Below are 23,527 nucleotides of genomic sequence, written 5' to 3'. Positions count from 1 at the left end.
TTTAATTTCCTTTCAGCCTTTAAAGTAATTTAAAAATTAATAATCAAGAGATGATAAATACACAAAATTATTTACACTCTCTTACATTCTCTCTTTATACTTATTAGTTATTTAAAAAATCTAAAGCATATTGAACATACAATGCTGTTCCAATGGCAAATCCATCTTCATCCATATTAAATTTAGCATGATGATGAGGATACATACATTGTTTTTCTGGATTTTTTACTCCTACAAATGCCAGCACTCCTGGAACTCTTGTTGAATATGCAGAGAAGTCTTCTGCTGTTGTAAGTTTTTCTAAAGAATAAAATCCATTTTCTCCAAGAAGTTTTCTTACACTTTCTTTTGCAATTCCTGCACATTTTTCATCATTTATTACTGGAGCTGGATAAAACATATATTTCATTTCATATTCAGCTCTATACATTTCTGCTGTTCCTTTTAAAATTCTTTCTATTTTCTTAGGAATATCTTTTCTAAGCTCAGGATTAAAACATCTTGCTGTTCCCTCTACCACAGCATAACCTGGAATTACATTAGCAGTTGTTCCTGCCTGAAGTTTTCCAACTGTTATTACTAAAGAGTCATTTGGATTTGTCTCTCTGCTTACAAGGCTTTGAAGATTCATTACAAAAGCCGAAGCTGTAACAACTGGATCAACACATTGCTGAGGAAGTGAACCGTGTCCCCCTTTACCTATTATTTTTATTTCAAAATTATCTGCTGATGCCATTCTTGGCCCTGCTTCAACTGAAACTTTTCCAACAGGAACATCTGACCATAGATGAATTGCGAAAGCTCCATCTACTCCTTCAAGAACTCCCTCTTCTATCATCTTATCTGCTCCTTGCCCAATTTCTTCAGCAGGCTGAAATACGCATCTTACAGTTCCTTTTATTTTATCTCTGTTTTCATTTAAAATTTTTACAGCACCAAGTAACTGAGCCACATGTCCATCGTGACCACAAGCATGCATTACCCCATCTTTTTGTGATTTATAATTTACTTCTGTACATTCTTTTACAGGCAGAGCATCCATATCTGCTCTTAAAAGAATACATTTTCCTTCATGCTCTCCTTTTATATCTACTACAACTCCTGTTCCTGCACATTCTTTAAATGGTATCCCCATTTTTTCAAGTTCTCTTTTTATTATTCTTGAAGCTTCAAATTCTTCCCAACTAAGACCTGGATTCATATGAAGCTCTCTTCTTATTTTTATGACATAATCTTTATTCTTTTCTGCTAATTCTTTTATCATTATCTTCTCTCCTCAATATTATGCTGGACCATATCCTATTTTTACTGCAATAGATAAGAATATTATTGCTAAAACAATCATTACTGCAATCAATGGCATTACAAATTTATACCAACGAGCAAGAGGAATCTTTCCATAAGAAAGGAATATTAAAAGTCCTCCATATGTAAACCAGAATATATTTGAAATTCCATCTCCAAACTGATAAGCAAGTATCATTGTTTGACGAGTAATTCCGATAAGCTCTGCAAGTGGCATTAAAATAGGCATAAGAGCCATTGCTTTTCCACTTCCTGATGGAACTAAAGCATTTAAAAGTGATACTACTATAAATACACCGATTGCTGATCCTATTGGTGGAAGCCCATCAAGAAGCTGTGATAATCCATTGATTATCGGATCAATAATTCCTCCTTGTTCCAAAATCCATTGAACTCCACGAGCAACACCAACTATCATTGCTCCTCCCATTGCTCCTTTTGAACCTTCTATAAAACTATCTGCAATATCAGAAGCACTCATCTTAGTAACAAATCCTGCAATAATTCCACTAAGTAAAAATACTCCTGTCATATCAACTATTGACCATTTTAATTTAAGCATTCCATAAACTGAAACTACAAAAGTTAAAACTAGAATTATAAGTGCTATAGACTGACTTTTTGTTATTTCTGCATTTTTTGAAAGGTCTACATTTAAATCAGAAACATCTATTCCTTTCATATAACTTTTTTCAGGATCTTTTTTTATTTTTGCAGCATACATTAAAATATATATAAGTGTTATTCCTGTAAAGACAAAATAAGCTATAAGTCTTAATTTTATTCCTGAAAATATTGGAAGCTGAGATACCTGATGTGCTATTCCAACTGTATAAATATTTGTTGGTCCTATTGCAAATCCAACCATAAGACCTAAAACAAGAATTGAAACAGCCACAATAGTGTCATATCCTAATGCTAAAAGTATAGGAATAATTAACGGAGCAAAAGGAATACAAACTTCTATCCAACCAAGAAATCCACCTAAAATAGCAAAAACTGCAAAGAATACTGTTATAACTAAAGGTCCACCTTTTGAACCAACTGATTTTACTAACTTACCTATTCCAGCATTTATTGCTCCAGATTTATTGTAAACCTCTATTGATCCACCAACTAATAAAATAAGAACAACCATATTTGCTGCACCAATTATTCCATTTGGAATAGCATTGAATATAGCAAGCGGAGATAATGCCGCTTTTTCTATAACATGATAACTTCCAGGAACAACAACAGTTCTTCCATCAACAATTTGACGATCAAATGTTCCAGGTGTAATAACATATGATGCTAAAGCACAAATAATAATAACACAAAATAACAAACAAAAGGCATTAATCTTTATCCCTTTTTTCTTTTCTTTCATTTACTTACTCCCCCTTTATTTTTTACATCAATTTTGGAATAAAAAACCCCACCTCCTACACAATTCCAAAATTTTTAGTTATAGATTTTTTATATATTTTTTATATTTTTTTAATACACTTTTTATTAAAAAAAATCATTTTTTTTGTAATTTAATGTTATAATAGGATTATATCCCTTGTTCTTATTAATATCAAATTCAATTTTTTCATTATTATATATAAAAAAAAATTATAAGTAATATAAGCATAATTTTTTTAAATTAAAAGTTTTAATATAATTGTTGTGTGCTACTTGTGTGCTATACCAAAAATCGTACATAATTTTAACATCTTATCATTCAAAAATGACCTTAGAAAAGGCAGAGAGATTTTTTCTTTCTGCTTTTTTATTTTCCTATTGACATTTTAAAAAATATGAACTATAAATATATTAAAGATAGATAAAATATAAATAATAACATATAAATGATAACATATTATGTTTTTAAATGTTTAAATTTGTGATTAGCATTTATTAATAGCACAAACAATTAATATTAACACTAAGTGTAAAAAGAGGGATATAATTCCCTCTTTTATTTTTCTTTATTCATTTGTAAATCTAAAAGTTTTTCTACATTCTTATCTACTTTATTCATCTTCTCATCAAGAGCCCCCACGATAACATTGAACTCTCTTCTAGTGACATAATAGTCAGGCATCGTCTCCCTAGAGTGTTCTAAGTTTTCTAATCTTCTTGTATGAGACTTTTCTATCTTTTCTACATCTTCTGCTATTTTTATAATTGCACTTCTATTCTCTTCTAATTGTTTTGCATTAGTAAACCAAGTTGTAACTACTGCTACAATTAAAGCTGTTATTAAAGCAGGAATTATTTTATTAACAAACTCTTTCATAAGCAACACCTACTTGTTACATTCTGTACATTCTGAATATTCCTTAGTATTATGAAATACTGCATGGAATATTTGGTCGTCTACCTTGCTGTCTGTCCTTTTTACTAATTCTCTTAAGCCTATTATTACTATTTTTTCTACTGTCGCTGTTCCAAAATATTTTATTATGAAAAACTTTAAAAATTTAATAACTACACTTCCCATACCCTTTTACCTCCTAAGCATTAAATATTTTAAATCCGTCTACATTTGCACAATCTATATGTACCCATGTAGGAGTATCTTTAATATTCTCTATTCTAGATATTAAATAGAACTTATCTTTATTATCTACTATTTCTTTATATACTTCTTGTGCAGAGAGACCTTTAACATTAAAATCAACTGCTTTTCCCAAACAGTGTTGACTAACATAATAATCTTTTTTATTCGCTACTAGTTCGTCTTTATTTGCTCTTAGTCCTCTTTGCTGTAGATTGCCACCCCATAGCCAATTATTTACAGTAATAGGTCTATTAAAATGTTCTCTTAATAAATCTAGAACTTTTATTAGTCTTGTATCTATAAATTCCCAAGATTTATCGCCATATTTTTTGTATACAGCTTCACTCACTAATTCTTGTATTTTAAAGTATTTACTTCTCATTTTTACCTCCAAAAATTATTTATTATAGTTTGTAATTTTTAATTATTACTTCATTCTTTTATTTACTCAAAGATTTATACATAATAAAAATTTATAAAAATAGCTTCTAAATTTAAAATTTTCTGTCCGATATCTGTTGGTAGTATAGATGTTCGTTATGATAATAAAAACCCTGCAGAACTTTACAGTGGTACTACTTGGGAACTCGTAACTTCTGATAAGTATATTAGAACAGGTAATACTCCTTTAAGTACAGGTGGAAGTAATTCTTTAAGTATTGCAAAGGCTAATCTTCCAAACATTAAACTAAAAGTAGCCCAATTTTCTATCTCGGGCATAGAACACGAACACTTTATTGCTAACACTAGTACAGTTAACGGAAATACAGCTGCTACTTCATTAACTAGTGCCACATATCTTGCTAGATACAATGGACATAGTGGTTACGAAAGATATATTTTAACTGGGAACTCTACTGTCGCAACAGTGGGTAAAACTTCTAAATCAGGTAATGGTTCTTCTTCTGCAAGTCCATATACAGAGGCACTAGGAAGTGGTACAGCTTTATCTATTCAACCTGCCTACATAACACTTAAGTTTTGGAAAAGATTAACTTAATCTCTTCCATGCTTTTACTGTAATATGTTCGGGATTGATAGAAATAGGAGTACCATTACCCATATTAGTAGTATATGGAGAAACATAAGATGTGCCACTTCCTGAATCAGAAGTCTTACTCAATGTTGGAGTTCTTGATGTTGTAGCTAAATTATAGTTACCATAACCACCAAACGAACCAACTTTTGCCAGATATCCTGTCCCAGTTATAGTAAGAGAACCTGTTGTATCTGTATTTATCATATAGTGATAATGATTTATTCCTGATACAGATGTTTTTTCTACTTGTAATTTTTCAGCAGGTAAATTAGCTTTAGCAATTTTGATAGAATTACTTCCGTTCTGCTGTAATGGAGTACTTCCAGTTTTTAAAAGCTTATTATCAGGTAACAGTTCCCAAGTCGTACTTGGGTATAATTCAGCAGGATTACTTGTGTTATACATGAATAAAATACCACCAACAGGTACAGGAACTAAGTTCAAATTTTTAAATTTAGTACTTATTCTTACTAAATTAGCCCTGCATTTTTCCTCATAAGAAGTATTCTATCTCTTTGTATTTCATCATTTTGATGTTGAATATAATGATTTTCTGTAACTGCTGTACTATTATGTCCTGCAAATTCACTTGCACTTTTTACATCAAGCAACTTTGACACATTATTTATAGATGTTTTTCTAAGAGTATGAGGATATAAACCTTTTATTCCAATAAGTTCTCCCATTTTTCTTACTCTTTTTCTTATAGCTATCTGCGACATTTGTTTCCATTCGTGATTATGCCTAATATAGAAAATATAGTCTGTATCCACTCCTTTTTTACTTCTTTCTGTGAGATATTTAAGCATTAAATCCTTTGTAGATGAGTAAAAATATAGAGTTCTAATCTTTCCCATTTTCTCTTTAACATTGTGAAAACAGCAATTTTCTATATCTAACTGAGATAATTTCAAGCTATGAATTGCTGATATTCTAAAACCACTATCCAAGAATAATTGCCACAACAACTTACTTCTTAAATCAAACTTTCTACTTTGCCCCATAAGTATTTCTACTGTAAAAATCTGTTTCCAAGTAAGATAATATTCTTTCCTTACCTTGTCTTGTGCTGTAACTCTTAATCTTTCTATCTTGTCATTGAAAGGATGATATTGAATTTTATCTCTTCTTACACACCAACGATAAAATGCTGATATAGCTACAATCTTATTTTTAATATTCTGTGCATGATTACCTTTTTCTCTGCAATAATTTATATACCTCTCCAAGATAGGAACAATAATTTTTAAAGTATCTTTACTTATCAAATATCTATCATTCTCAAACTCTTTAAGATATTTAATAAACTGTGTCATGTAACTCTTATAAGTAACATAAGTGGTATCTTTAGTTTCATAGTGAGTTGCATAACAGCTTTCTAAATATTCGTTGTATAAATCTAAGTTTCTTTTCATAAAATCCTCCTGATAATATAAATTAACCCTATATTATCAGGAAGATATATTTTTTAATTAAAAAACTTATTAAATTTATTTTTAAACTTCTCAAGTGCTGCCGAAGGCTTAGGAAGTTCTATTCTTGCTTCAATTTTGTATTCAGAAACATCTTCAACTATTAAAGCATCGTTTTCAAAAAAGTTTTCACAATCTTCCATGAATTTCAAATAATCATCAAGCACACATTCTCTTTTCATTTTTTCAAAATTTCTAGGTGTATCAAGTTTCTTGTATGCCTCATATTTTTCTTTTAAATCTAGCATTCCTGTTTCTCTTTCGTAAATCTCTCTCATAATTTCTAATTCTGCTCTGTTTAACATAAAACATCATCTCCTTTATTTTGTTAGTTTAAATTTATTTTTAAATTCTTTTAATTTATTAGAAGGTTCAGGAATATGAATTGCAGCATATCCAACTGGTTGAGTTTCTTGAGCACTTAATGTATAAATAAGCCCTCTAAGTTCTATCATCATATTTAGATATTCAGTAGCTAAAGCTTCATCTTGTAATTTCATTTCTTGTAGAGTTGAAGGAGTATCCATTCCTTCATATTCTCTATATTGCGATTGAACTATATCTAAATTTGTTGTTTTATCAATCCATACATGATTTTTCTTATCCCATTCTTGCACAATAATATTTTGTCCTTCTAATCTAGGAACAGTAATTATTTCTTCATTCTCATTTACATATTGTCCGTCATTTATAGTAACAATTTCTTTTTTCTTCTCAAGAACAACTTCATTTTCAGCAAGTTTTCTTTTGTTATACTTAACTTTTTCATATTCTGTCATTCCTCTTACTAGGTCTGTTTCAGAATCATATATAACTTCATTTGGGAGGTCAGCCATATTTTCGCCTATATATTCAAGAACTTTTCCACCGTAAAGTTCTTTATAATTTAAAATTCTTCTTCCTCTTGAAACTCTGCATACACAAGGAGAATAATTTTTTAAGCACTCTTCTTTATCTATGTAAACATAGTTATTATTATCCTCTTCTCCAAATATATCCTCTTTGGAAATAGTTTCTGTTTCATCTAAAAGTCTTTCTTCTGCAAAAGTAGAAACAGGAATATATTCTTTAACTTTTCCTTGCTCGTCTATGTAAAGATAGCTTGGAAGATAGTCTGCTTCATATTCTATTAAAGTTATATTTCCAAAATTTTCTTTGCATTGTTTTAATAATTCCTCTTTTTCTTCTTCGTTTAAAGCATTTTCGGATTTATAATACATTTTCGGTAAATGATTTTCTAAAATTTCTTTTTTATCTAAGTAATAAAACATTTTATATCTCCTTTCTAAAAAAATTGATTATATTAAAATTAAAAAATATTTATCATATATTTGATTGTGTTTCCCCAAAAAGTTATAATTATTCTAAAATAACTTTTTTACGAGGTGATTAAAATAAAAATATTAAATCAAGACGAAGAAATGCAATCTTTTTACTATATACACATTCATGATGAAATGAAAAATATAAGAAACATAGATACTTCTTTAAATAAAGAAATTAGAATAAACTCGTGCCTTGAACTTTCACGATTACAAAATGACCTTTATAACAATAAAATTTTACCTAAATTTATACATAATAATCTTTTAGCAATAGAAGCAAATATAGAGTTTATTCGTCAAGCATATTATAAAGATTATCCTTCAAGATTTTCTTGTATTTTTGCTGTTGCTGATTTAGAAACCTTAAATTTAATAAAAATTAAATACAACTGGAATTCTCCTATTAAGAAAATAATTCCTTCTCCAGAAGCTAAAATAATAAAATGCGACATGAATTGGATAGATTTTTTAAGAACAGCTCCACCATATAATCAAGACCATTATATTTATTACCTTGCAGGTATTGACTTTAAGGAAGCCTTTCCAAAACTTAATATTATTCCTATTTATGAATATTTAATTGAAGGATACTGTGAAATCGTTGATGTCTGATTATGGGTTTGTTTTACTAAAGTAAAATGTTCTACATTTATTTTTTTCTTAGGTAAATTTTTTTTAATTACTTTTTTCATGATTATTCTCCTTATTTTTTTACTATAAAAGTTTCTAAATTTAAAAATTTGAACTTAGTTCCTGTTCCTATCGGAGGAATACTGTTCATGTATAATACCTCAAATCCTGCTGAATTATATCCAAGTACAACATGGGAACTGCTACCTGACAATAAGTTTATCAAGACAGGAGCAACTCCATTAATACAAGCAGGAAGTAATAGTGTAAATATCTCTAAAACCAATTTACCTGCAGAAAAGCTACAAGTAGAATCTTTTAACTTAACTAGGGGTACAATGGATATTACCGGTGCATTTGTTTCTATTCAATCAGTTGATAAATACACATCAGGAGCTTTTCGTGCATTAAGAACTGGTTGGGTTGGAGACTTAGGTGCTGGTGCTGTAATTGGTGGTGAAAAGATAGAATTCCAAGCTTCTCGTTCTTGGACAGGTAGTACAAATTCTGCAAGTCCCTACACTGCTCAAATGGGTAGTGGAACACCATTATCTATTAATCCCGAACATATTACAGTAAAGGCATGGAAAAGATTAAGTTAGTCTTTTCCAAAACTTTAGAGTTATGTAAGAAGGTTCTATTGTTAGAGGTGTGCCATTTCCAAGTACTTCTGTGCTTGGAGATATTGAACTTGTACTCCCTGAACCTGAGTCTGATGTTTTTCCTACATTAGCTACATTACTAACACCTTTTAAAAAAGAGTCTGTATAAGCACCTTTTGCACATTCTTTTATTAAATAGTTAGTGTTTGTAAGATTTCCTGCTCCGTCATTTCTAGCACCATAAGCTATAAAATGATAGTGATTTTTTATAGTAGCAGACACACTATCTATTTTTAATTTAATGTTTGGAAGATTTTCCTTAAGGATACTTACAGAATTACTACCACCAGTTTGAAGTGGAGTATTACCAGTTTGTATATATTTTCCAGTTGTTAGAAGTTCCCAAGTCGTGCTTGGATATAACTCTGCAGGATTTTTATTATCATAACGAACATCTATACTTCCAACCGAGATTGGACAATAGTTTTTAAATTTAGTATCTATTTCAGGTTTAGTATAATAGTTTTCTAAACTCAAATTTCCCCATTCAGCACTACCATTTCCATTGTTTTTTAAAACTTGTCCAACTGTTCCTCCTGTAGGAATATGCTTATATCCTGCTCCTACTGGATGTGTATATTCAGGATTTCCACTCAATGTACCATCTTCTGTTATAGTAAGATTATCTCCTATTTTAACTCTTCCTAACTCTGTTTTATTTGCAACTTTATTTGATACATTTTCTATACCTTTTGCAATCTTAGATAATTTCATAAATGACCTTGAAAACTTTCTAAAGTCAGCAGGATTTTTTAATCCTAAAACTTCAAGAGCATAATCTTCAGTTATTAAATCATCAACTTCTGTATTTAATTGATTTTCATCAGTAATTACTTTACTCATATTTTTTTACCTCCTTTAAGAGTTATTTTTTACAGTAATTTCATAAAAAGCTGGACTAAATTCTTTTATATGTTCTAAAAAATCAGGTAGACTTGTAATATTATTAATATTATCTTCAAGAATAATTGTTACAGATTTCTTTTTCTTATCATTTATTACATCAATTACATTTCCTAAAATAAAAAGTTCACACATTTTTAATATATAAGCAAAATTAAAAGTGCTGTACTTTGTTATTTCTCTTGCAATTAATATATTTTGTCTTAATTTAACTCCAAGTTCATAATTTGTATTAATACCATATATTTTTTCAAGCCTTTTCAAAGAAATTGCTGTTGCTGTTGTAATAGATAAGCTAGAAATATATTCACTTTTTAAAAGTTCTATTTTTTGAAGTTCCCTAGAAATTGCTTTTGCTAGTTCTACAATTAAAGAATCTTTTCTTTCATAGCTTGGAAGATTATTTAATATTCTTTCAACAAAATCTTTTGAAGCTGCTACACCTAAGACTGTGATAATGGTTTTAACTTTTAATTCCAGTAAATCTTTTTTTACTGTTATTAATTGCTTTGCTGTTACATCTGATGAAACTATTAATTTATCTTGAGTATTAAAAGCAAAATCATGAACAATATCATCTAAATAACTTTCTAGGTCAAATTGTAATTGTTCTTCTACATATTTTTTTAAAGCTATTTTTGACATAAAACATCACCTAGTCTACTTTAAAAATAAAGAATGCTTGAGGTATTTTATAAATATCTGCCGCTCTTATTTCTTTTGTATAGTCTAGTCCTGAATAAGCCATTAATTCTCCACCTGTTGGTGCTGTAAATAGTCCTATATGAGTTATCCAACCCCAGTTTTCAGTTGCAACAGGGAAATTAATATCATTACTATTATATGTTTCCCCATTAACAGGCTCTTCAAATATTATTTGTTGCCTTTGATATGAAGCTCCTGTAACTTCCTGAATATTTGTAGCATTATCAGTAGGATTGGCTTTTAAAAGTCCTAGATAGAAATTTTTCTTTCTAAAATAGTCATTTATTATTAAATTTTCTCCTTTATGTGTAAGTCCTGCCATTCTATCCTCCTATAATTTCTGCAAAGTAATTGATTTTACTTTACATAATTTATTTTCATTTAAAACTATATCGTTTCTAGTTCCTGCAACTGTAACATCTCCAATTTTTGTTATACAACCTGCATGTTGAATTATTTCTACAATATCAAAGTAATAAATTTTCTCCTTGAAAAGATTTTCAAAGAAGAAATTATTTAAAACTTCTGTCAATTTTGTTTTTGCAGCTTCATCATTAAAATCTGAACTGATAGATCCTTTTACAACTATATCAACTTTATTAATTTCAACTCCCTCAACTGTGATATCAATATCAGAGATTATTTCTAAATCAATATAATCTTTTACTTTCTTTTTTAATTCTTCAGAAACTGTTTCTGTATCTTTTTGAGTAATAACAAGTTTTACAGTACCTGCACCATTAAATCTAGGAATACAATGAGAATGCTCCACTCCTGAAACTTCCTTTGCCTTATCTTCAAATACATATTGATTCCATGAAATACGAGGTTTTCTAATATAGTTCAATGCTCTTGTCCTTAGTTCATCATCTGTTTCTGTATCTTTCCCATTTGTTATATTTTCTAAGTTTTCTACACGAGATAGTCCAGTGTATTCTTGTCCAAACTTATTTATTTGTCCTACTTCACAATTTCCTATTACTCCTGCTTTTGTGCATTGAATATTTACTGTTGTAGAAATATTTTCTATTGTTTTTTCTTCCATAACTTCATATTCTGTTGCAGTAGATGAATTAATAACAATATATCCTTTTTTTATAATACTTCCATTTACTCCTGTAATTTTAACTTTCCCAGTAGATTTAACAGCTTCTTTTCTTGTAATAGCCTTATCAGCACAAGAAACATCTAAATCCGTTCCTGTTGCTGTATCAATAAGTCTTTTATCAAGTTGTTCAGAATAATCATCTTCTTCTTTTACCATTTCAATCGCACAAGATGTTATTATATCTCTTGCAAAACTTCCTTTTGAGGTATTATAAGAAATCATCTCTGCCATATCTTCAACTTTTTTATTTATTCTTTCTAATTCTGCCATTAATTTTTAAGCACCTCCTCTACCTCAAAGGCTGTATCTTCAAGTTCAATAATAAATCCGCAATACATTTTGTCATCTATTTGTATAAGCTGCAGATAATGTACTTCTTTTATATCTTTATGATTTAATAAAGAATTGTAAATATCATCTTTTATAAGCTCTATTAAGTCCATATCAGGATATAGCTGTTGCCCTCTATATTTATAAAGATTTATACCAAAAGGGTATCCCACATCTTTTATATAGCAGTTCCACCTATCTCTTTCAGTGTAAAACAACTTCTTTATCCATTGCTTTATAATTTCAATTTTGTCATATGTTCTGCTAGGTTCTAGTCCGTTATATACAAATTCTCCTTTATCAAAATCAAAGATAACATCTTTTTCTTTTATAGTTTCTTCTGCTTGAATTTCTTTTTCTGCTTCAATTTCAGCTATATTATCATTAATTTTTAAATAGCTTATAGGCAATGTCATAATCTCACCACCCTATCTATTAAATAAAAATATTCTTCTTTATTTGTAGGTAACATTAGAACTTTATCTCCTACCTTTAAAGTATCTGTCCATTGTATAGTCCCCTCTGCTGAATAAGTTCCTTTCCCTGATAATTTCTTAATAGGATGTGCAGGGTGTGTAGAAACAGGCTCAGAACTTGTTGTATTCTCAAAATCATATTGAGAAATATTACCTTTTAAAGAATATGTTCTTTCATAACCTACAATTTTTTCTATACTAATCATAATTTTATGATTTTTTATAATAATTCCATTTTCAAGTTTAACTTCTAATTCAGGAGGAGCTTTTACGACTTCTCCTGTAACTGCTCCAAGCCATAGAGGATTGTCCCTCTTCTTTATGATTTCTGCCAATTTCACAATGCTTTTGTGATATTTTTCTGTTTTATTCATAATTAATTCACCTTCTCTAATTGCATTGTGCAATTAAACATAGTTTCATGATTACTGAAAGTATATGTAATACTTACAACTTCATAAACTCCATTTATTCCATAATTCTCATAGTTAATTTTTAAAAGTTCTCCGTCAAATATAAATTCACTTAAAGTTGGAATTTCAAGAGATATTGTTTCCTTAACTTTATTTTCTTGTGATAAAATACTATCTGCTGTAATATTTCCACCATTAAGGTCATTATCTTTATAAGATACAAGTTTCTGCATTAAACCGTATTTATCAATATTGCCTTTATCTTTTGCTCCACTCATTTGAATATATTCTTTTCCTGATGTCTTATAAACTTTGATAGAATTGTGCATTTCCTCAATAGAATGTGTTCTCTTAGGTTCTTTGATATAATTTAAAGCATTAAATGAATAATCGTTTAAAACAGCTCTCAAGCTCTCTAAAGGTATGTACTGATTTCTTAGAAATTTATTTTTTTTACTTCTTTCAAAATGGAATTTTGTATCTCTATAAAAAAATCTAAAATCTTGATTTTCTAAGTCCTTTATATTTTTTATAATCTCCTTGATGATTGCTCCTAGAGTTTTGCCAAAATAAATTTTATCTATCATTGTATTTGTAGTTTCAATGTTTCCTGTTTTCCCACCAAAAGTTTCAATTAACTTTCTTACTACAATAGAGCTTTCAACATCTTCAAATTGATATATTTCTTCATTTTTATTAAAGTACCAAGCATAATCTACTGCCTTAAATGTGAAGTTTGTAATATCTCCTGAAATTATAATTCCTGAGAATATTTCTTTATTATCTAGTTTAATAACAATAATATCTCCAATTTCTATATCATTAAAAATATTGTTTCTTGTTATCTGTAAATCTAAAATCCATGCAAATTCATTTATAGATTTTTTTAATTTCATACCGTCTTTTACGATATTAGTTATATCTACTGTCTGACTTGCTGTATTTTTTATACAATAAACTCTTTTCATACCTACCACCTACTTACTCAAGTTAAATGCAGACGGTTTAAATGAATAGAATTTTGACTCGTTCTCATAAATACTTGGGTCTTTTGCTTCTTTGAACTCAATAGTAAATTCAATATCTCCTTCAGATGTTGTATTGTATTCAAATTTAGTAATATATACCTTTTGAACAATACCAATACCTGTGATAACTAATTTAAGTGGAGATTTTTTTAATTTTAATTCCTCTAATGTATTTGCACAATCTATGCCAAACAATTCATAATTTGATGAAAAAGGATAGTATACAGACGGAAAAAAAGAAGAAAATGAAATTGTATGAAAATCTGTATCTTTAATGTAATTTATTTTACCTGCTATTGTGTCTACTGATTGCTCTATATTATTTGCAGTAAAATTTATCTTTGCAGGAACAATAGGAAATTTGAATATAGATAATTCAACACCATTTCTTTCCTCTGCAACTGATATTTGTATATTTTTCATTATTTTTGAAAAAGCATACACTTTATTTAAAAGTCCTGTTTTACCTAAAAGTGAATTAACATTACTTGCAATTCCACCTGTTATTTTTTGAGTTGCCCACTCTGATAATTGTGTTTTAGGGTCAACATTTGCTAGAATACTTGTCTTTTTCAATCTTTCTAGTGCTTCATTTACTATAATTCTCACCTCCTACATATTACCTAACATTACAACCAAGTCTTCAACAATATCTGAAGCTATTGTTTCTTTATCATTTACTATATAAGTATTACCATTCTTTTTAGTTTTCATTTCTGCATAAATTTCTTTTAATGTTTCTAATTTTGTAGAAATTAATTGTAATGTATTTATTATAAGTTGTTCTGATGTTTCCTGTGGAGTAGAAGTTTCACTTACTTCTGAATTTCCTGTATAAATATTACCTTGTGATGTATTAATAACTTTTGAGCCTTTTAAGTAATATCCATTATGTTTTATACCACCACTTCCACTTGCTCCACCTGTAAATAAATAATCTGTATTAACTCCTGCACCTACTGCTGTTTCTTGTGATGTTCCAATTCCTGCTTGAACTTCTTTCTTATGTTTCTCAATTTCTTTTTCGTAGTCCTCGTCTGTCTTTCCTTGAGTTCCTGCTTTGAAAAATTCTTTTACTTTTCCAAATCCTGCTTTAACGATGTTTACAGCGTCGCCTACAAAAGTGAATTTTTTAACCCAACCCCATAGTTCTTTTAACCATTTGATTAAAGGCTCTATTGACTTCCTAAATCTATCCGATTTTTGATATAAGAAAGCAAATCCCGCTCCCGCTCCTACAATTCCTGCTATAATTAAACCTATTGGTCCACTTAAAACTGCCATTGCTGTATTTAAGCCCCATGTAACAGCTGTTGTAATAGTAATTTGACCTGTTAAAAGTCCTAACACTGCTGAATAAAGTTGATGTGCACCTGTTGCTATTGCTGTAATCATTGAAGAGAATTTAAAGGCGGCTATCTTTTTATAGATAGTTGACTCGTGGATTTTTTCCCAAATAGTAGCACCTATTAAATATGCTTTATAAGTTCCATATCCTGCTATTAAGCCTATTATCGCAAAACTCATAGTGTCTGCCATATAACTACCTGAATTTAACCAATCAATAAAACCTGTCCCGACACTAATAATTTCAGTAACTCCATTTATTAAAGAAATTACTGACGGTTCTAAATATTCTCCTAAAGATATTCCTAGTCCTTCTGCTGCTGAGCCCATATTTCTAAAAGCCCCACCTACTCCGTTATTAAGTAAGTTTGCCATATTTTTTGCAAATCCTTGGGAGTTTTCTATATCTTTAATAAGACTTTGTAATTCTTCCTCTGGGACTTGTAAAAGTCTTTTTATTACTTGTGAGCCTTGTTCTCCAAATACATTATTAATTAAAGTTCCTGCTTGAACTTCTTCCATACTTGAAGTAGCTTTTTTAATATCTTTTAAAATATCTAAAAAGTTTCTATATTTTCCATCTTGTGAAATATTTACACCTGCATTAACTAAAATTTTAGCTTTTGCTTGATTTTGTAAGGCTGAGAATACAGATTGTAAGTTTGTTCCTGCTCTTCCATCTGCTAGCATTTCATTACCAAGTTTTCCAAGTATTCCTAAAGTTTGTTGTAAATTCATTCCAAAGTTCCTTGAGTCAACACCTGCATATTTTAAAGACTCTCCTAGTCCTCTTACATCTGTTGTAGTTGCACTCGCTGTCTTTGCTAGCATATCTCCAACTGTTGAACTTTTAGAAGCGTCTAATTTAAACATTCTTAAAGCACCTGCTGTAATACTTGTAGCTTCTCCTAATCCTAATTGTGAAGCTGTCGCTATGTCTAATATTCCTGAAGTAGCTGCTAAAATTTCATTACTTGTAAATCCTGCCTTAGCAAATTCAAATTGGGCTTCTGCAGCTTCACTTGCACTCCATGAAGTAGTATCTCCTAATTGTTTTGCTTGATATCTTAATAGTTCCATTGTTTCTGCTGTTGCTCCTGTTGTTGCCTGAACTCTTCTTGCCACATCATCAAAGGAAGTAAATAAGTCTATTGATTTTTTCATTCCCATTCCAACTGCTGTTATACCTGCTATATTTTTCATTTTAGATATAAACATATCATATACAGGTAAACTATTTTTAGTTTTATTAGCTAATTCTTTTAATTTATCAGCAAATTTATCTACATTTACTCCAGCTTTTCTTGCTTCTTGTATAAGTTCTTCAAATATATCACCAAGTTGCTCTAGATTTTCTTTACCTTGAACTTTGGTTACAAGTTCTATATACTCTCTTTCTGCCATTCACTCACCCCCTTTTATTAGCTTTCTTTTCTTCTACCTCAAGCATAAAACAAGCGTCTAAAAATGCTTGCTCTATGTTGTTCATTTCAGATAATGACTTATTAAATATAGATTGCCCTTTTAAACTCCAATGATAAATTCTATATAAATTATCATTAGTTTTTATAAGTTTTTTATATCAGCAACCAATCTAGCTTTAGTCTGTGTTATTGTTAATCTTCCTAAGTGCATTATCATGTCCTCTATTTCTTCTTCTGTAAATACTTTTCTTAAAAGTGAAGATTTATTATTTACTTTAAAAGCTTTTTGAACATCTTTATTTGATAAATCAGGTGTAATCATGCATTCGCAAAGTTGATAATATTTATCTTCATGTTCCTGAGCTGATAAAATAATAGTTGTAGTAGGTTTTTGTAAGACAACAGTATAATCTTCAAATCCAAGTTCTTTAAATCTCGGAATTTCAAGAGTTATTTTTGTTCTTGTTTCTTTTTTATTTTTTAATTCCTCTGCTTGTTCTATAAGTTTTTTAATATCCATGCTTTCCTCCTAAAATTTTGTATAAAAAAATCACACCTTTAATTAAATAGGTGTGATTATAGATATATTTATATTTGTTTTAATAAGACTTCTCTTTTTTTATTATACTCATCTTGAGTTATTATTCCTAAATCAAGAAGTTCTTTTAATTTTTTTAAATTTTCAAAAGGATCACTTTTTACTTCTGATTTATTTTCAAGCTCTTTTTCTCTTTCCGACAATTCGTTATATACTTCCTCAAAGAAATCTTTTATTTTAAGATATTCATCTTCTTCAAAAGAAAATTTATATTTATCATTCATAATTACTTGTTTAAAATATTTATAACTATCTTTTAAACCAGTCATTCCTCCAACTATTGCTCCTGCTCCACCAACTAACAGACCACCAACAATAGCTCTTTTTACAATACTTTTTTCTATTTTCTGACTTGCATCTTTTATAACTAAACTTTCAATAGTATCTTTATTAAATAAATAAAACTCTTTATCTCCAAAAAACTTTGGTGTTCCTTTTGTTATAAAAAATATTTTTTTATCAGGATAGTATGTAAGTGGTTCAGGAATGCCATTAAAATTTTTTGCCTGTATTATTTTAGCTTTTGCCTTTATTATTCCAACTTCTACTATATTTTCATTTAAAGGATTATAAATCTTTATTCCCATAAAATCACCCCGTTGTTTAAATTGTAGTATTAATTTAATGATAGTACACAACTATATAAAAATCAAGATATAAATATATTTAAAATCACACCTATTCAATTTCCAATGTCCAATAAAAAAATCCTCAAATGAATAATCACCTGAGGATTTAAAATTATGCTTGATTATCTATGCAACATTTTTAAATTTATTTATAAAATAAATTTGTCCTTTTCCTGTTACTTTTACAGTTTTGCTTATTGATATATGCCCGTCTGAATGAGTAATAGCTGTTTCTTTAATTTCAAATAAATTCATTTCCATTGCTCTTTGTGTAGGCATATTATAGTCTGTTCTCTTACTTATTTTTATTAAATATCCATTATCTCTTAACCAAGCAAATAATCTTTTTTGTCCTATATCATAACCATTTTGTTTTATCAGCTTGGCAAGTTCTCCGATTAATATTGAAGTTTTAGAAGTTTCCACAGCTTCTGCAAAAATGACTTTTGGCTTATTTATTTCTGCTTCATGTTCAAGCTGTAATCTTCTTTCTCTCTCTTCTTTTAATTTTGTAAATGCTTGAATTGCTAAATCAGGATTATCTAATAATTTATCCGTAGCATACATTCCATTAAGTCTGATAGTTTTTAAAATCTTTTTGACTTCTTTTTTAAATTGCTTTGCTATTGGCTTTCTGCTCTGCATTAAGACTTCATAAAGTCCATCTTCTGTTAAGAATGTAGCACTCGTATTATTTGTACGAGTGATAATTTTTTCAGTATCATCAATATTTTTTACCATTTTAGATACATTACTTACTCCATAATCTATCCATTCAGCTATATCTGTTGCTTTAAAAAGAGGATTTTCTAAATCTCCATATATTGTAAATTCTTTTCCAAGAACTTCTCTTTGTTCTATTATTTGTAATGTTTTTTCCATTATATCACTCCTTATGCTACATCTTCAAGGCTATATTCTTCTACAATTTCTTTTGCAGTTGTTCCAAAATTAAAGTATATATCTTTTGTCATTTGGAATAATTGTGTTATATCATTTTCAAGTTCAATAAAATCTCTGTTTTGTGGTGTACCGTCTTGTATACCAAGTTTATAAGCAAGCTTTGTAAGTTTTTTTGTTACTTCTTCCCATTTCTTTGTACAACCATTATCTGTTTTACTAACCTCTAAAAATAATAATAATAAATTTTTTTCTCTTGTAGACATTTTCTTTTCCTCCTAGTTATTTTCTTGTCTAACCAGAAGTATATATGATATAATGGATTTATCAGATAACCTCTGGTTGTCGTGTAGAGTGTTGGACTTCTTGGCGGGAGAGCAACACTCTATTTTTTATTCAGTTCAACTTCTAACTTACTTATTCCTTCAAGAATTGTATCTGTTCTTGTTTTCCCTAAAATCTTGGAACAATTATTTATTTTTTGCAGTTCATCTTCTGTTAATCTAATTTCCAATCTTTTATTACGAGGATTTTCAGTCTTTGGTCTTCCTGTTTTCTTTTTAGCAGTTTCCATTTCATCACCTCACTTACTGCCCGTACAACAATTATATATTAAGCCGTACAGAAAGTCAACTATTTTTTTAAATAATTTTTCTTTTTTGTTTTTCTATTTCAAAAAAGATATAATTGACTGGGAGGTGATTATATGAAAAAAGATATTGATTTTGAAAAAATTACTCAAGAAGCTATTGAAGAAATTTCAAATAAACTAAATCCTGATTATAAAAATTATGAAATTGAAAAAAAGTTTATTGAAATATCAGCTAAAATTTGTAAAGTAATGATTACTAAATATCATCAAGAGCTTTTGTCAAATCAGAAGTAACACTTTCTAAAACTTTGCACTCTAAGTATTTTTCTTGGAGTGCTTTTTTTATTTGCCTTTTGATATATCTTTTATATCTTCTTACTTTTATGTTTTTCATGTTTCTCCTTTCATTTTTACTATATCATATATCTAAAAAATTATTATCCACACTATGTACACAATGTAAATAATGGAAAATTTCTATTTTTTGAAAAATCAACTTTAATTATTTATATGATTTATCCCAATGTCCCACATGAGACATTCAAATTTTCCTCAGATGTTATTCAGTTGCCAATGTCCAAATTTTCAATTTATTTGTTATACATCTGCTATACTTTCAAGAACTTCAATTCTGTCAGGTACACATGATAGAGTAAATTCTCTTTCTGTAAGTTCTCCATTCTTAAATGAACCTAAATCAATATCTCCTGTAAATATACAATCATTAAAAGCTAGTGCTTCTGCTCCTCTTGCTTCAGGGTCATCAAGCTGTACATTTATAGTTGTCATAGGATTTAACATTCCTGAAACAACTGATTTAAGTAATTCAATTTCAGTAGAGAATACTTTTTGAAGTTTAATTTTAATTTCTATTGATGAAGATGTATTTTTTTTACCTTTTTGTCCACCTGCTAAAAGAACATCTTTACTGTCTAGTTTTAATTTAGCCTCAAATTCTGATATTTCAGCCCAGTGTCTGCCATTTATATAGCATTTACCAAAGCTTCCTGAAACGACATCAGTTTCTTTAAAAACAAAATCTGCCATTTTTTACTCCTCCTTTTATAAATATGCTTCTCCTTGGAAATCTTCCATTACATCTGTTGGCTTATAGTCTGGGATATATGCAAATACAATATCATCTGTATTGGCTCTACATAAATCATACTCAGTTAATTTTTTAGCTTCTTCTTCTGTAATAGGTTTTCCTTTATATGTTCCTTTAGATATAATCCAATTTCTTACAGCTTCTGTATCTATTTTCATTCTATTTTCATTTGCAGGGTCTAACTGTCCTGATTTTTGGAATGTTGCAAGATAAGCATTAACTGCTCCAAGGAATAACAATTTATTTGAATAGATATTTTGATATTTTCCTCTGTAAGAGTTTATAAAAGTATTTCTAATATCTTTTTGATGTAAATCCATGATTTCCACTTTTCTTATTTTAGTAAAACTTCTATTCATACTGTCTGTTGCAGTTGTAAATGATGTTACACCTCTAAGAATTACATATTTACTTCCGTCAAAAGATGTAAGTAATTTTCCTTCTCCAATAGCTGTGTTTTCATCATCTACTGTTGTTGTAAATGCTTTTAACCAAGATTGCTCCATATTAGTTATAGAACTATTTAAAGGAGCTCCTGCACATAAAGAACCAATACATAAAGTATACTCTTGAGCTGTATATGCTTTTTCTTCAAAATCTACTATTGTATGAGCTGTTTGTCTTACATCATAGTCAATTATCCAAGGCTTATCAGGTTTTGCTGATGAAGCTACGATTAATTTTATTGTAGAAGTATTATTACCAAGTTTTACTGTTTCTATATTTCTTATAGAGTTTATCCATGTTTCTAGGTCAGAAACTACTGTTTCAGGCTTATCTTCTCCTGTCGTAAATGGACATACAAGATAATTAGGTTCTTCTAAAGCAATTTGCTTTAAAACATCTTTGAAGTTTTCTTTTGTAGCCTTATATACTACAACTTTAAAAGGATTTCCTCTAAATGCCATTGCTTTTAAAGCTGTATAATTATCTTTTGTCCAATCTTTTTCGTCTATATCAACTGCCGAATAGTATTCTTTTTTAGTGAAATTTTCCTTAGTAGTATCAAACAAAATAACACCAAGAACACCTCTCACACTCTTAGAAACTCCAACGGCGGCTCTTTCTATAAATTCCAACTGAAATTTACATTTTCCGTTTAATCCTGCCATTTCTACCTCCTATTTTTCATTTAAAATGTATCTGTCATTTAATATTTCTATATCCATGAACTTTTCATCATCTAAAATTCCTTTTGTATTGTCATAAGTACATTGAATTTCAGCAATTCTCAAAGTATCTCTTTCCTCATCTATGGAATATGATATTCTATACCCACTATTACAAAAGAAATTAGATGTTTCAAATTCTTTAGATAAATCATTTTTTATAAAGTTTTTTATTTCATCTCTAAAATTAAGAAGTCCATCTTTTTCCCTAGATATAATATAAAAAATTGAAAAATCTATTGTTTTTTGTTTTTTTACTATTTCTTCGCCTGTAATAACAAAATAAATTGTTTTTGGAGAAATATTTTCAGGAAGTTCTTCTTTATAAAAAACTCTCCATTTATTGTTTTTTTCTTCAAAATATCTTTTAAAATATTCTAGTCTCTTAGCAATCATGTAATCACCCAACCACAATGATTTTTGCTATTTTTTTCTTTTTGTCTGTACTATCTTCTTCTAGTTCCATAACTTCTTGTTTAAATAACTCTAAAAGTTCTAAAAGACTTTCTTTTTTATCTTGGCTTTCTCTTTCAAGTTCTATACCTTCAAATAATTTCCATTGAATATATAGCTCTTTAGAAGCATACCAATTGTCCTCTGTAAGACTTTCTATTCTATTTTTAAGATATGTAGTAATGAATCTTTCTGCTTTTTTATTCAAAGATGTTATACTGTCATCTTCTAATTTTTTCTTAAATTCATCTTTTGTAATTCTTAACACATCAGAGACATGCTCAATATAGACTTCTTCAAAATGTTCAATCGTTATTTTAGGAATTTTTATATTTTCCATTATTCCTCCTTAAAGGAAGAGGGGAGTAAATCCCCTCTAAAAATATTATGCTAAATCTTGAATATCAATTATTTTAATTAAAGAAGGATTTACGACGATAGGACAGTATCCTGATTCTCCAAGAGTTTCTGCTTCTCCTGTTTTTTCACTTGCTGATGTTTCTCTAATTAAAACATCTATCGCTTCCATAGTAGATACACCATTATTAACATTTACAAGTCCAGCATAAGCAGGTAAGAAAGCTAAATCATTATACATAATAATTTTTTTAGAACAATCAATTAAAGCTCCGTCTGTTCCTGTAACTTGTGGTATCATTACTAAATCAAATCCAAATACATTTAAATGTAATTCATAGTTTCCATCTTCTGTTTGAACTCTTGTTACTTGTGCAGGAATAACCTTATTTGAAGAAGTATTATATGCTTTTTGAACTTCATAGAATACTTTCTCTCCAACTAAGATTTCAGAAGCAGAAACTTTTCTATCTTTTGAGAACTCGTTTAATTGTTTTGTAAGCCAAATAGCCCATTCTTTAACATCAGCTTTATTAACTTTTGTTTCTGTTGGGAATGTATATTTAACTTCATTTTGAGTATCAGGAGACTTATAAGTTCCTTTTAAGAAAACACCTGCTGAAATTTCTTCTTGAACTGTTTCAATAGATTGTTTTAATCCTGCGATTCTTCTATCTCTTTCATAAGTTCTATTATCTACTTTTTTACCATTTACATAGATAGGAGCACCAACAGGTCTATTTAATTGGTCTTCTGCAAAGAATGGAAAACTATCTTTTATAATTTCAGGTGTAACTGATTGAATTACACTTCCATTTAATTTTGCAGTAGGGAACTCTGATCCTCTTTGTAAAATCTTAGCTTTTCTTGCAAATTCTTTTACTACTTCAAAGTTAATTGTAGTCATATTTGTTACATAAGGAATTTTTCCTCTTTTAATTCTTCTTGTGAAAAATCTGTTTACTACATGAGGGATTTCTCCATATACTCCAACCCATGCTTCTTGTTCTCTTGTTAATGCCAT

33 protein-coding genes are annotated in these 23,527 nt (G+C 29.0%); 4 read left to right on the top strand and 29 right to left on the bottom strand.

Features of this window, described 5'->3' with window-relative positions; translation table 11 throughout:
• Positions 1 to 103 precede the first annotated feature (103 nt).
• From I6E17_RS08975 to I6E17_RS08955, 5 genes are all read right to left on the bottom strand, one after another.
• Positions 104 to 1,267 carry a M20 family metallopeptidase gene (locus tag I6E17_RS08975; protein WP_235236860.1) on the bottom strand — a complete coding sequence of 388 codons (1,164 nt, stop codon included), beginning with the start codon at positions 1,265 to 1,267 and terminating at the stop codon, positions 104 to 106.
• A gap of 15 nt (positions 1,268 to 1,282) precedes the next feature.
• Positions 1,283 to 2,674 (bottom strand): YfcC family protein, encoded by a 1,392-nt coding sequence (locus tag I6E17_RS08970; protein ID WP_235236859.1) that lies wholly within the window; start codon positions 2,672 to 2,674, stop codon positions 1,283 to 1,285.
• A 576-nt stretch (positions 2,675 to 3,250) separates the two neighbouring features.
• Entirely contained in the window at positions 3,251 to 3,571 is a 321-nt protein-coding gene (locus tag I6E17_RS08965) for a hypothetical protein (protein WP_235236857.1), read from the bottom strand.
• Between the two features lie 9 nt (positions 3,572 to 3,580).
• Positions 3,581 to 3,775 carry a hypothetical protein gene (locus tag I6E17_RS08960; RefSeq protein WP_235236855.1) on the bottom strand — a complete coding sequence of 65 codons (195 nt, stop codon included), beginning with the start codon at positions 3,773 to 3,775 and terminating at the stop codon, positions 3,581 to 3,583.
• Positions 3,776 to 3,788: 13 nt separating this feature from the next.
• Positions 3,789 to 4,217, bottom strand: a complete 429-nt coding sequence (locus I6E17_RS08955; RefSeq protein WP_235236853.1) for a D-Ala-D-Ala carboxypeptidase family metallohydrolase — start codon at positions 4,215 to 4,217, stop codon at positions 3,789 to 3,791.
• A gap of 486 nt (positions 4,218 to 4,703) precedes the next feature.
• Here I6E17_RS08955 and I6E17_RS09925 point away from each other — a divergent pair, with 486 nt between their 5' ends.
• On the top strand, positions 4,704 to 4,835 hold the full coding sequence (locus I6E17_RS09925; protein ID WP_268825991.1) for a hypothetical protein: 132 nt from the start codon (positions 4,704 to 4,706) through the stop codon (positions 4,833 to 4,835).
• Here I6E17_RS09925 and I6E17_RS08950 read toward each other — a convergent pair.
• The 4 genes from I6E17_RS08950 to I6E17_RS08935 form a co-directional block, all read right to left on the bottom strand.
• Entirely contained in the window at positions 4,827 to 5,279 is a 453-nt protein-coding gene (locus I6E17_RS08950) for a hypothetical protein (protein WP_235236850.1), read from the bottom strand. The genes I6E17_RS09925 and I6E17_RS08950 overlap by 9 nt on opposite strands.
• 65 nt (positions 5,280 to 5,344) lie before the next feature.
• Positions 5,345 to 6,289 carry a tyrosine-type recombinase/integrase gene (locus I6E17_RS08945; protein ID WP_235236848.1) on the bottom strand — a complete coding sequence of 315 codons (945 nt, stop codon included), beginning with the start codon at positions 6,287 to 6,289 and terminating at the stop codon, positions 5,345 to 5,347.
• A gap of 53 nt (positions 6,290 to 6,342) precedes the next feature.
• The gene (locus tag I6E17_RS08940; protein ID WP_235236846.1) at positions 6,343 to 6,651 is read right to left on the bottom strand and encodes a hypothetical protein; all 309 of its coding nucleotides are present in this window, start codon (positions 6,649 to 6,651) and stop codon (positions 6,343 to 6,345) included.
• Between the two features lie 15 nt (positions 6,652 to 6,666).
• Complete coding sequence (locus tag I6E17_RS08935; RefSeq protein WP_235236844.1) at positions 6,667 to 7,617, bottom strand: hypothetical protein; 951 nt, start codon at positions 7,615 to 7,617, stop codon at positions 6,667 to 6,669.
• A gap of 114 nt (positions 7,618 to 7,731) precedes the next feature.
• Here I6E17_RS08935 and I6E17_RS08930 point away from each other — a divergent pair, with 114 nt between their 5' ends.
• Positions 7,732 to 8,283 (top strand): DUF2441 domain-containing protein, encoded by a 552-nt coding sequence (locus I6E17_RS08930; RefSeq protein WP_235236842.1) that lies wholly within the window; start codon positions 7,732 to 7,734, stop codon positions 8,281 to 8,283.
• A 91-nt stretch (positions 8,284 to 8,374) separates the two neighbouring features.
• Here I6E17_RS08930 and I6E17_RS08925 read toward each other — a convergent pair whose 3' ends face one another.
• A complete protein-coding gene (locus I6E17_RS08925) occupies positions 8,375 to 8,515 on the bottom strand; it encodes a hypothetical protein (RefSeq protein WP_235236840.1) in 141 nt (46 codons plus the stop codon).
• 124 nt (positions 8,516 to 8,639) lie between these two features.
• Between I6E17_RS08925 and I6E17_RS08920 the strand changes: the two genes are divergently transcribed.
• Positions 8,640 to 8,903: a hypothetical protein gene (locus I6E17_RS08920; protein WP_235236838.1), complete on the top strand. Its 264-nt coding sequence runs from the start codon at positions 8,640 to 8,642 to the stop codon at positions 8,901 to 8,903.
• On the opposite strand, the gene I6E17_RS08915 is transcribed toward I6E17_RS08920, so the two are convergent.
• From I6E17_RS08915 to I6E17_RS08850, 14 genes are all read right to left on the bottom strand, one after another.
• Complete coding sequence (locus I6E17_RS08915) at positions 8,895 to 9,806, bottom strand: hypothetical protein (protein ID WP_235236836.1); 912 nt, start codon at positions 9,804 to 9,806, stop codon at positions 8,895 to 8,897. The two genes, I6E17_RS08920 and I6E17_RS08915, sit on opposite strands and share 9 nt — an antisense overlap.
• Before the next feature lie 15 nt (positions 9,807 to 9,821).
• On the bottom strand, positions 9,822 to 10,511 hold the full coding sequence (locus I6E17_RS08910) for a hypothetical protein (protein ID WP_235236834.1): 690 nt from the start codon (positions 10,509 to 10,511) through the stop codon (positions 9,822 to 9,824).
• A 10-nt stretch (positions 10,512 to 10,521) separates the two neighbouring features.
• Entirely contained in the window at positions 10,522 to 10,893 is a 372-nt protein-coding gene (locus I6E17_RS08905; RefSeq protein ID WP_235236832.1) for a phage tail fiber protein, read from the bottom strand.
• A gap of 9 nt (positions 10,894 to 10,902) precedes the next feature.
• Positions 10,903 to 11,949 carry a baseplate J/gp47 family protein gene (locus I6E17_RS08900; RefSeq protein WP_235236831.1) on the bottom strand — a complete coding sequence of 349 codons (1,047 nt, stop codon included), beginning with the start codon at positions 11,947 to 11,949 and terminating at the stop codon, positions 10,903 to 10,905.
• A complete protein-coding gene (locus tag I6E17_RS08895; RefSeq protein WP_235236829.1) occupies positions 11,949 to 12,425 on the bottom strand; it encodes a DUF2634 domain-containing protein in 477 nt (158 codons plus the stop codon). Before I6E17_RS08895 ends, I6E17_RS08900 begins: the two co-directional genes overlap by 1 nt.
• Positions 12,422 to 12,859 carry a DUF2577 family protein gene (locus I6E17_RS08890; protein ID WP_235236826.1) on the bottom strand — a complete coding sequence of 146 codons (438 nt, stop codon included), beginning with the start codon at positions 12,857 to 12,859 and terminating at the stop codon, positions 12,422 to 12,424. Before I6E17_RS08890 ends, I6E17_RS08895 begins: the two co-directional genes overlap by 4 nt.
• 2 nt (positions 12,860 to 12,861) lie before the next feature.
• On the bottom strand, positions 12,862 to 13,866 hold the full coding sequence (locus I6E17_RS08885) for an XkdQ/YqbQ family protein (protein ID WP_235236823.1): 1,005 nt from the start codon (positions 13,864 to 13,866) through the stop codon (positions 12,862 to 12,864).
• Between the two features lie 9 nt (positions 13,867 to 13,875).
• Positions 13,876 to 14,535, bottom strand: a complete 660-nt coding sequence (locus tag I6E17_RS08880) for a hypothetical protein (RefSeq protein ID WP_235236819.1) — start codon at positions 14,533 to 14,535, stop codon at positions 13,876 to 13,878.
• A gap of 3 nt (positions 14,536 to 14,538) precedes the next feature.
• Positions 14,539 to 16,677, bottom strand: a complete 2,139-nt coding sequence (locus I6E17_RS08875) for a phage tail tape measure protein (RefSeq protein WP_235236818.1) — start codon at positions 16,675 to 16,677, stop codon at positions 14,539 to 14,541.
• Positions 16,678 to 16,839: 162 nt separating this feature from the next.
• Complete coding sequence (locus tag I6E17_RS08870) at positions 16,840 to 17,217, bottom strand: phage tail assembly chaperone (protein WP_235236817.1); 378 nt, start codon at positions 17,215 to 17,217, stop codon at positions 16,840 to 16,842.
• Positions 17,218 to 17,285: 68 nt separating this feature from the next.
• Positions 17,286 to 17,882, bottom strand: a complete 597-nt coding sequence (locus I6E17_RS08865) for an SHOCT domain-containing protein (protein ID WP_235236816.1) — start codon at positions 17,880 to 17,882, stop codon at positions 17,286 to 17,288.
• A gap of 168 nt (positions 17,883 to 18,050) precedes the next feature.
• The gene (locus I6E17_RS08860) at positions 18,051 to 18,806 is read right to left on the bottom strand and encodes a phage antirepressor KilAC domain-containing protein (protein WP_235236815.1); all 756 of its coding nucleotides are present in this window, start codon (positions 18,804 to 18,806) and stop codon (positions 18,051 to 18,053) included.
• Between the two features lie 11 nt (positions 18,807 to 18,817).
• The gene (locus tag I6E17_RS08855) at positions 18,818 to 19,090 is read right to left on the bottom strand and encodes a hypothetical protein (protein ID WP_235236814.1); all 273 of its coding nucleotides are present in this window, start codon (positions 19,088 to 19,090) and stop codon (positions 18,818 to 18,820) included.
• 119 nt (positions 19,091 to 19,209) lie between these two features.
• Positions 19,210 to 19,398 (bottom strand): hypothetical protein, encoded by a 189-nt coding sequence (locus I6E17_RS08850; RefSeq protein ID WP_235236812.1) that lies wholly within the window; start codon positions 19,396 to 19,398, stop codon positions 19,210 to 19,212.
• Between the two features lie 132 nt (positions 19,399 to 19,530).
• Between I6E17_RS08850 and I6E17_RS08845 the strand changes: the two genes are divergently transcribed.
• The gene (locus tag I6E17_RS08845; protein WP_235236810.1) at positions 19,531 to 19,710 is read left to right on the top strand and encodes a hypothetical protein; all 180 of its coding nucleotides are present in this window, start codon (positions 19,531 to 19,533) and stop codon (positions 19,708 to 19,710) included.
• 303 nt (positions 19,711 to 20,013) lie between these two features.
• On the opposite strand, the gene I6E17_RS08840 is transcribed toward I6E17_RS08845, so the two are convergent.
• The 5 genes from I6E17_RS08840 to I6E17_RS08820 are packed head-to-tail and all read right to left on the bottom strand — an operon-like array spanning position 20,014 to position 23,527.
• Positions 20,014 to 20,463 carry a phage tail tube protein gene (locus tag I6E17_RS08840; RefSeq protein WP_235236807.1) on the bottom strand — a complete coding sequence of 150 codons (450 nt, stop codon included), beginning with the start codon at positions 20,461 to 20,463 and terminating at the stop codon, positions 20,014 to 20,016.
• Positions 20,464 to 20,478: 15 nt separating this feature from the next.
• Positions 20,479 to 21,636, bottom strand: coding sequence for a phage tail sheath C-terminal domain-containing protein (locus I6E17_RS08835; protein WP_235236805.1), 1,158 nt, complete (start codon positions 21,634 to 21,636; stop codon positions 20,479 to 20,481).
• A gap of 9 nt (positions 21,637 to 21,645) precedes the next feature.
• Positions 21,646 to 22,089 (bottom strand): hypothetical protein, encoded by a 444-nt coding sequence (locus I6E17_RS08830; RefSeq protein WP_235236803.1) that lies wholly within the window; start codon positions 22,087 to 22,089, stop codon positions 21,646 to 21,648.
• Between the two features lie 4 nt (positions 22,090 to 22,093).
• On the bottom strand, positions 22,094 to 22,486 hold the full coding sequence (locus I6E17_RS08825) for a hypothetical protein (protein WP_235236801.1): 393 nt from the start codon (positions 22,484 to 22,486) through the stop codon (positions 22,094 to 22,096).
• A gap of 45 nt (positions 22,487 to 22,531) precedes the next feature.
• Positions 22,532 to 23,527, bottom strand: coding sequence for a hypothetical protein (locus I6E17_RS08820; protein ID WP_235236800.1), 996 nt, complete (start codon positions 23,525 to 23,527; stop codon positions 22,532 to 22,534).

This window comes from Fusobacterium perfoetens, from assembly GCF_021531595.1.
Lineage (GTDB): Bacteria > Fusobacteriota > Fusobacteriia > Fusobacteriales > Fusobacteriaceae > Fusobacterium_B.
This window is presented reverse-complemented; position numbering and strand designations above follow the sequence as displayed.